Annotated in this window: 9 protein-coding genes; 1 reads left to right on the top strand and 8 read right to left on the bottom strand. The window is 67.4% G+C overall.

The window, feature by feature from the left end; all coding sequences use genetic code 11:
• The 3 genes from HHL10_RS23240 to HHL10_RS23230 form a co-directional block, all read right to left on the bottom strand.
• Nucleotides 1–127, bottom strand: a 127-nt coding sequence (locus HHL10_RS23240; RefSeq protein WP_169162787.1) for an NAD(P)(+) transhydrogenase (Re/Si-specific) subunit beta, incomplete at its 3' end; no start/stop codon positions are given.
• A complete protein-coding gene (locus HHL10_RS23235) occupies nucleotides 124–492 on the bottom strand; it encodes an NAD(P) transhydrogenase subunit alpha part 2 (RefSeq protein ID WP_310734661.1) in 369 nt (122 codons plus the stop codon). The genes HHL10_RS23235 and HHL10_RS23240, both read right to left, overlap by 4 nt.
• A 4-nt stretch (nucleotides 493–496) precedes the next feature.
• Nucleotides 497–1618: a Re/Si-specific NAD(P)(+) transhydrogenase subunit alpha gene (locus HHL10_RS23230; RefSeq protein WP_169162786.1), complete on the bottom strand. Its 1122-nt coding sequence runs from the start codon at nucleotides 1616–1618 to the stop codon at nucleotides 497–499.
• Between the two features lie 288 nt (nucleotides 1619–1906).
• Between HHL10_RS23230 and HHL10_RS23225 the strand changes: the two genes are divergently transcribed.
• Nucleotides 1907–2083, top strand: coding sequence for a hypothetical protein (locus tag HHL10_RS23225; protein ID WP_169162785.1), 177 nt, complete (start codon nucleotides 1907–1909; stop codon nucleotides 2081–2083).
• Here HHL10_RS23225 and HHL10_RS23220 read toward each other — a convergent pair whose 3' ends face one another.
• The 5 genes from HHL10_RS23220 to HHL10_RS23200 are packed head-to-tail and all read right to left on the bottom strand — an operon-like array spanning nucleotide 2084 to nucleotide 6086.
• The gene (locus HHL10_RS23220; RefSeq protein WP_169162784.1) at nucleotides 2084–3010 is read right to left on the bottom strand and encodes a LysR family transcriptional regulator; all 927 of its coding nucleotides are present in this window, start codon (nucleotides 3008–3010) and stop codon (nucleotides 2084–2086) included.
• Nucleotides 3011–3058: 48 nt separating this feature from the next.
• Complete coding sequence (locus tag HHL10_RS23215; RefSeq protein WP_169162783.1) at nucleotides 3059–4081, bottom strand: 2-dehydropantoate 2-reductase; 1023 nt, start codon at nucleotides 4079–4081, stop codon at nucleotides 3059–3061.
• Nucleotides 4082–4121: 40 nt separating this feature from the next.
• Nucleotides 4122–4889, bottom strand: coding sequence for a fumarylacetoacetate hydrolase family protein (locus tag HHL10_RS23210; RefSeq protein WP_169162782.1), 768 nt, complete (start codon nucleotides 4887–4889; stop codon nucleotides 4122–4124).
• Nucleotides 4890–4920: 31 nt separating this feature from the next.
• A complete protein-coding gene (locus tag HHL10_RS23205; RefSeq protein WP_169162781.1) occupies nucleotides 4921–5748 on the bottom strand; it encodes a succinate--CoA ligase subunit alpha in 828 nt (275 codons plus the stop codon).
• Between the two features lie 29 nt (nucleotides 5749–5777).
• On the bottom strand, nucleotides 5778–6086 hold the full coding sequence (locus tag HHL10_RS23200; RefSeq protein WP_169162780.1) for an HAD family hydrolase: 309 nt from the start codon (nucleotides 6084–6086) through the stop codon (nucleotides 5778–5780).
• Nucleotides 6087–6298 lie beyond the last annotated feature (212 nt).

Raw genomic sequence — 6298 nt, 5'->3', positions numbered from 1 at the left:
TGCCCATGCCCGTCATGCCGAAGACATTGCCGCGGATCGACGTGGTGGGGTGGCTCAGGCCCTTCAAGGCCTGGATGAAGCACACGCTGGCGATGAGGTACAGCAGCGTGACGACGTTCATGCTCATCGCGCGGTCTCCGAGCTCAGTTGCGGCGCAGCTTGCGTGCTGCCCGATGAAGTCAAGGCCGTTGCGGCCGCAGGCTTCTTCTCCTTCTTGCGGAACATCTCCAGCATCCGCCGCGTCACCAGGAAGCCACCGAAGACGTTCACCGCCGCCAGCGCCACCGCCAGCACGCCCATGCTCTTGCCCAGGCCGGTTTCAGTAAGCGCCGCGGCCAGCATCGCGCCCACAATGACGATGGCCGAAATGGCGTTGGTGACGGCCATCAGCGGCGTGTGCAGCGCCGGCGTCACCGTCCACACCACGTGGTAGCCCACGTAGATCGCCAGCACGAAGATGATCAGGTTGATGATGGTGTGCGAGATTTCCACGGCTTCAGCCCTTCCTGGTGATCTGTCCGCCCTGCGTCATCAGGCACGCGGCCACGATGTCGTCGTCCAGGGGCACGTTCACGGCGGTGGCATCCTTCGCCAGCACGAGCTTCAAGAAGTCCAGCACGTTGCGCGCATAGAGCGCCGAGGCGTCGGCCGCCACCAGTGCGGGCAGGTTGGTCTCGCCCACGATCGTCACGCCGTGCGCCTGCACGGTCTGCCCGGGCTGGGTCAGCGCGCAGTTGCCACCGTTGGCCGCCGCCAGGTCCACGATCACCGAGCCGGGCTTCATGGACTGCACCATCTCCGCGCTGACGAGCTTGGGCGCCGGGCGGCCGGGAATGAGCGCGGTGGAGATCACCACGTCCGCCTGCGCCACGCGCTTGGCGACTTCGGCGCGCTGGCGGGATAACCAGCTCTCGGGCATCGGGCGCGCATAGCCGCCCACCCCTTCCGCCGCTTCCTTCTCCTCGGCGGTCTCGTAGGGCACGTCGATGAACTTGGCACCCAGCGACTCCACCTGTTCCTTCACCGAGGGGCGCACGTCCGAGGCCTCGATCACGGCGCCGAGCCGCTTGGCGGTGGCAATGGCCTGCAAGCCCGCCACGCCCACGCCCAGGATCACCACGCGCGCGGCCTTCACCGTGCCCGCGGCCGTCATGAGCATGGGAAAGAACTTCTGGTAGCGGTCGGCCGCGATGATCACGGCCTTGTAGCCGGCGATGTTGGCCTGGCTGGAGAGCACGTCCATGCTCTGCGCGCGCGTGGTGCGCGGGGCGGCTTCGAGCGCGAAGCTGGTCAGCCCGGCGGCGGCCAGGCGCTGCAGGCCTTCGGCGTCGAAGGGATTCAACATGCCCACCAGCGTGGCGCCGGGCTTCATGAGCCCAAGCTCCTCGGGCGAGGGCGGGCGCACTTTCAGCACCAGGTCACAGCCCAGGGCGGCGCGGGCATCCACGATCTCCGCGCCCACCGCCGCGTAGGCGGCATCGGGCGACGCCGCAGCCACGCCGGCGCCGGACTGTACGAAGAGCTGATGTCCTTGCGCCCTCAGCTTCTTGGCTGTTTCCGGCGTGACGGCCACGCGCGTTTCTCCGGCCGCTGTTTCCAACGGAATACCGACAAGCATGGATTCCCTCCTGCGATCCAGTCGATTTCAAAACTTTTTGCGCATGCTTACCCCGGGTCGTTCTGAAACGTCCCAAGATGTGGCAGCCACGGAAAACGGGGCTGGTCATTCCTGACCATCAAACCGATGCCGTTTTGGCGCATCGTGTTGCCGGTTCAACGCATAAAAATGCCCAGTTGTGAATCAATGCCTACAACGCGTCATGGCAAAACCACAGGAGCGTTGATTGCCTGATGGGGTTTACCCTAAACTTGTCTCCATCCCACCCAATTACGGCGAGCTGACATCATGAAATCCATTACCTCCACGCCGAATTCCTATAAGCAAACGCAAATGGTTGCTCCGAGCGCTGCCTGGAGCGAACTGTTTGCCGCGACGCCGATGGGCATCGTCTATCACGCGGTGCGCGAGTTGCTGCGTCAGCGCAACCATAAGCGCCTGGTGCTCGAAGCCTTCAAGCGTTGATCAGCCCTCCTCGAGCGGGACGATTTGCCTGATCAGCGACGCACCGTCGCTGATCAGGAAATCCTTGAAGGCCTGCGCCACGGGCGGCAGGCGCTTGGCGTAGCGGTGCACCACGTACCAGTGAAGCATCAGCGGAAAGCCTTGGACATCGAGCACGCGCAGGCTGCGGCTTTGCAGCTCCCGCGTGATGGTGTGAGCTGACAGGAAGCTCAGCCCCATGCCTGCCATCACGGCCTGCTTGATGGTCTCGGTGCTGCGGATCTCCATCGCCACGTTGAGCCCGGACAAATCGCCGCCGAAGCCTTCCTGCATCGACTTCCACGTGTCCGAGCCGCGCTCGCGCACGATGAAGGGGTGGCGCATCACTTCGCCCACCTCGATGCGCGAGCGACCCACCAGCGGATGCGCGGGTGGCGCCACGATCACGTAGGGATGCGGCGCGAAGGGCTCGTTGACGGTGTCGAGGTCGGTCGGCGGCCGCACCATCACCGCCAGGTCGGTCAGGTTCTCGGCAATGTGGCTGAGCAGCCCCTCGCGGTTGTGCACCGTGAAGTTGAGCTGCACCCCCTGGTGCCGGCCCACGAAATCGACCAGCAGCCGGGGAAAGAAATAGTCGCCGGCGCTGATGACGCCGACATTGAGCTTGCCGCCCGAGACGCCGCTGAACTGCGCCATGGCGATCTCGGCCGCCTCGAACTGCTGGATGATCGAGCGGCTGATCTGCAGCAGCTCGGCGCCCGCGGGCGTGAGGAAGACCTTCTTGCCGAACTGCTCGAACAGCGGCTGCCCGGCATGCTCCTCCAGCTTGCGGACCTGGATCGAGACGGCGGGCTGCGTCAGGTACAGCTCCTCGGCGGCGCGCGAGTAGCTGAGGTGCCGAGCCACCGACTCGAACACCTTGAGTTGCCTGAAGGTCGCGTGCTTCACGTCGCCCGCTCCTGATCAGCCACCCGCGCCCCGGCCCGCCGTCGCGGCTCAGGCCGCGAGCCGTTCCGTCTCGACCAGCCGCACGTGGCCGCGCAGGTCGACCATGGTCCGGGCCAGCAGCTTGACCAGGCCGTGGACGGCGTCGATGTGCGGCGTCGGCGTGTCCGTCAGCCGCGCCAGCTCCACCACCGAGCCCACCAGGGCGTCGATCTCCGGCTCACGGCCCGCCTCCACGTCCTGCAGCATGGAAGTCTTGTGCTTGCCCACCTTCTCGGCGCCGGCGATGCGCTTTTCCAGCGGCACGCGGAAGCTGATGCCCAGCTTGTGGGCCACGTCCTGGGCCTCGCGCATCATCGACGCCGCCAGCTCACGGGACAGCGGGTAGCGGCAGATGTCCTCCAGCGTCGAGTGCGTGAGGCTGCTGATCGGGTTGAAGGTCAGGTTGCCCCAGAGCTTGAGCCAGATCTCGGCGCGGATGTTGTCCAGCACCGGCGCCTTGAAGCCCGCGTTCTCGAAGCAGCGCGCGATGGCCTGCACGCGCGGCGTGGTGCTGCCGTCGAGCTCGCCCAGCGGGAAGCGGTCGCCCTCGACATGGCGGATCACGCCCGGCGCGACCAGCTCGGACGCCGGATAGACCACGCAGCCGATGACGCGCTCGGCCGGGATGCCCGCGGCGATGGCGCCGTTGGGATCGACGCTGCTGACGCGCGTGCCCTCGTGGCGGCCGCCGTGGCGCTGGAAGTACCAGTACGGGATGCCGTTCTGCATGGTGACGATGGCGGTGTCGGGGCCGAGCAGCTTGGGCAGCTCGGCGACCACCGGCTCCACCTGGTGCGCCTTCATGGCCAGGATCACCAGGTCTTGCGGGCCGGCCTGCGCATAGTCGTCGGTGGCGTGCACGTCGCGCGCGGTGTGCTCCCAGCCGTCGGCGGTGACCAGCTTGATGCCGTGCTCGCGGATCGCCTCCAGGTTGCGGCCGCGCACGATGAACGTGACCTCCTCCCCTGCGAGAGCGAGCTTGGCGCCGACCAGGCCGCCGATGGCGCCGGCACCGATGATTGCGATCTTCATGGACATGCTCCTGTGGTGAATGGGTGTGGGTGGCGCGGGCTCAGCCGAAGCGGTTGCTCAGCCGGCCGATGCCTTCGATCTCGACCTCGACCAGGCTGCCGGGCTTCATCGAGCCCACGCCCACCGACGTGCCGCACAGGATCACGTCGCCGGGCAGCAGGGTCATGTCCTGCGAGATCAGGCTTACCAGGCGCGGCACCGGGAAGGTCATGTCGCTGATCGGGTAGTCCTGGCGCACCTGGCCGTCGAGCAGGGTGCGCACGCGCAGCGTCTGCGGATCGAGCCCGGTGGCGATGGCCGGTCCCATCGGGCAGAAGGTGTCGAAGCCCTTGGCGCGCGTCCATTGGGCGAAGGAGGCGTCGCGGTTCAGGATCTCGGCCTGCGTCACGTCGTTGGCGCAGGTGTAGCCAAACACGTGCTCCAGGGCCTGCGCCTCGCTCACGCCGCTGCAGCGGCGGCCGATCACGATGCCCAGCTCGCCTTCGAACACCACCTTGCCACCGCAGCGCGGCACGGCGACGGCATCGCCGGACGCGCACCAGGAGTTGGGCGACTTCAGCAGGTACAGCGGCTCCTCGGGCAGGCCCAGGCCCAGCCGGGCGCGCAGCGCGCCGAAGTTGTTCCACATCGCGACGACCTTGCTCGGCTGCGTCGGCGCGAGCAGCCGCAGCTCGCTCAGCGCGAAGCTGCGCCCCGTGGGCTCGTGGCGGGCGAACAGGTCGCCCTGGTGTTCGTGCACGCGCTCGCCGTCCAGCCGGCCGAAGCCCGCGCGCCCGTCGTGCTCGTAGCGAATCCACAGGGAATGCATGGGAGTGCTCCTTGAAAAATTGGGTTCGAAATCAGTCGAAGGGCAGGCACTGCGGCTCCACCGCCGCGGCGATGAGCGCGCCCATCGCGCCGGGGTCGCGCGTCAGCTGCACACCCCGCGGCGACGCGCCCGGGCCGTGCCTGAACATCACCACCGGCTTGTGCATGTGATGGCCGATCCAATGCGCGCACTCCTCGTCCGCCTCGGCGCCCAGGCTGCCGGCCAGGAGCACGGCGTCGGTGCCGGGGTCGGCCTTGAACAGGCGCAGCAGGTCCACGGGCCGCAGGCCAGCCACGTCCGCCGCGGCATTGCCCAACGCGATCACCGTGGACGCGCCGAGTCCGAAGCCGGTGAGCTGGCTGGCCGCCAGGCTGATCAGCGTCGGCGAGCGCGACACCACGCCGATGCGGCCGCGCCGCAGCGCATGGCCCGGGATGGCGCCGATGTGGATCTCCCCCGGCGTGACCAGGCCGATGCAGCCGCCCAGCAGCCGCGTGGCGCTCTCATTCAGGCGGCGCTGCACGCGCTGCAGGTCTTCGGGCGGGACGCCCTCGGTCAGGCAGAGCACCAGCCCGATGCCGGCGTCCACGGCCTCCTCGATGGCGTCGGCCGCCAGCGCCGGCGGCATGCAGACCACCGACACCGTCGCCGCGGCCCAGGCCTTGGCGTGGCGCACGCTGTCGAACAGCGGCAGCCCGTCGGGCAGGTGCTCGGCCGGATGGCCGTAGGCCACGCCGGCAAGGAAGCGGGAGCGGCCCGCGCTGCCGCCGGCGCGCCAGGCGGCGCTGCAGCCCGGCCCCGAGCCGTCGTCGCCGCCTTGCAGGATCACGCGGCTGTACCTGTTGACGAGGATGGCCATTGCTTGCGCCTTTCGCCCTGGGGCCTGGTTCAGATGCCGAGCTCGCAACCGGTCAGCTTCGACCAGTCGCAGGACGGGGCCGCGCAGCCCTTGTGGCGCCGCATGGCGTCCTGGATGGCGCGGGCCAGGAAGTCCGCGTCATAGGCCGTCAGCAGATGCGGCTGGCGCGTTTCGAGGTAATGCCGAATCCGGGCGGATGCGTCCGCGCTGACGCGCAATAACGCGGCATAGGTTTCGACGTCCCAGAACCAGCGCAGGCCCAATTCGTAGAACGCCGCGTTGTAGGCGTTGCGCTCGATTTCCTCGACCCGGAATTCCGGCGGCAGGTCATTGAACATTGCCTTCTCCTAGACAGTATCGGGATGGACGAAGCCACTGTAGGGACGAGCTTGGATAATGGATAGTCAAAGATTTTTCGCTGAACCATAGATGAGCATTTATGGAAATAGCGTATTTAGAAGGCCAGGGCACGCGCCAAATGCGCCATGCCGAACGAAAAATCAGACAGACAGGAATTCGCCTTCGCTCCGCAAATCCGGATGCGAATCAA

The sequence above is a fragment of the Azohydromonas caseinilytica genome (genome assembly GCF_012927045.1).
GTDB classification, from domain to species: Bacteria; Pseudomonadota; Gammaproteobacteria; order Burkholderiales; family Burkholderiaceae_C; genus Azohydromonas; species Azohydromonas caseinilytica.
The sequence above is the reverse complement of the archived record's forward strand: the minus strand, read 5'-3'. Positions and strand labels throughout refer to the sequence as shown.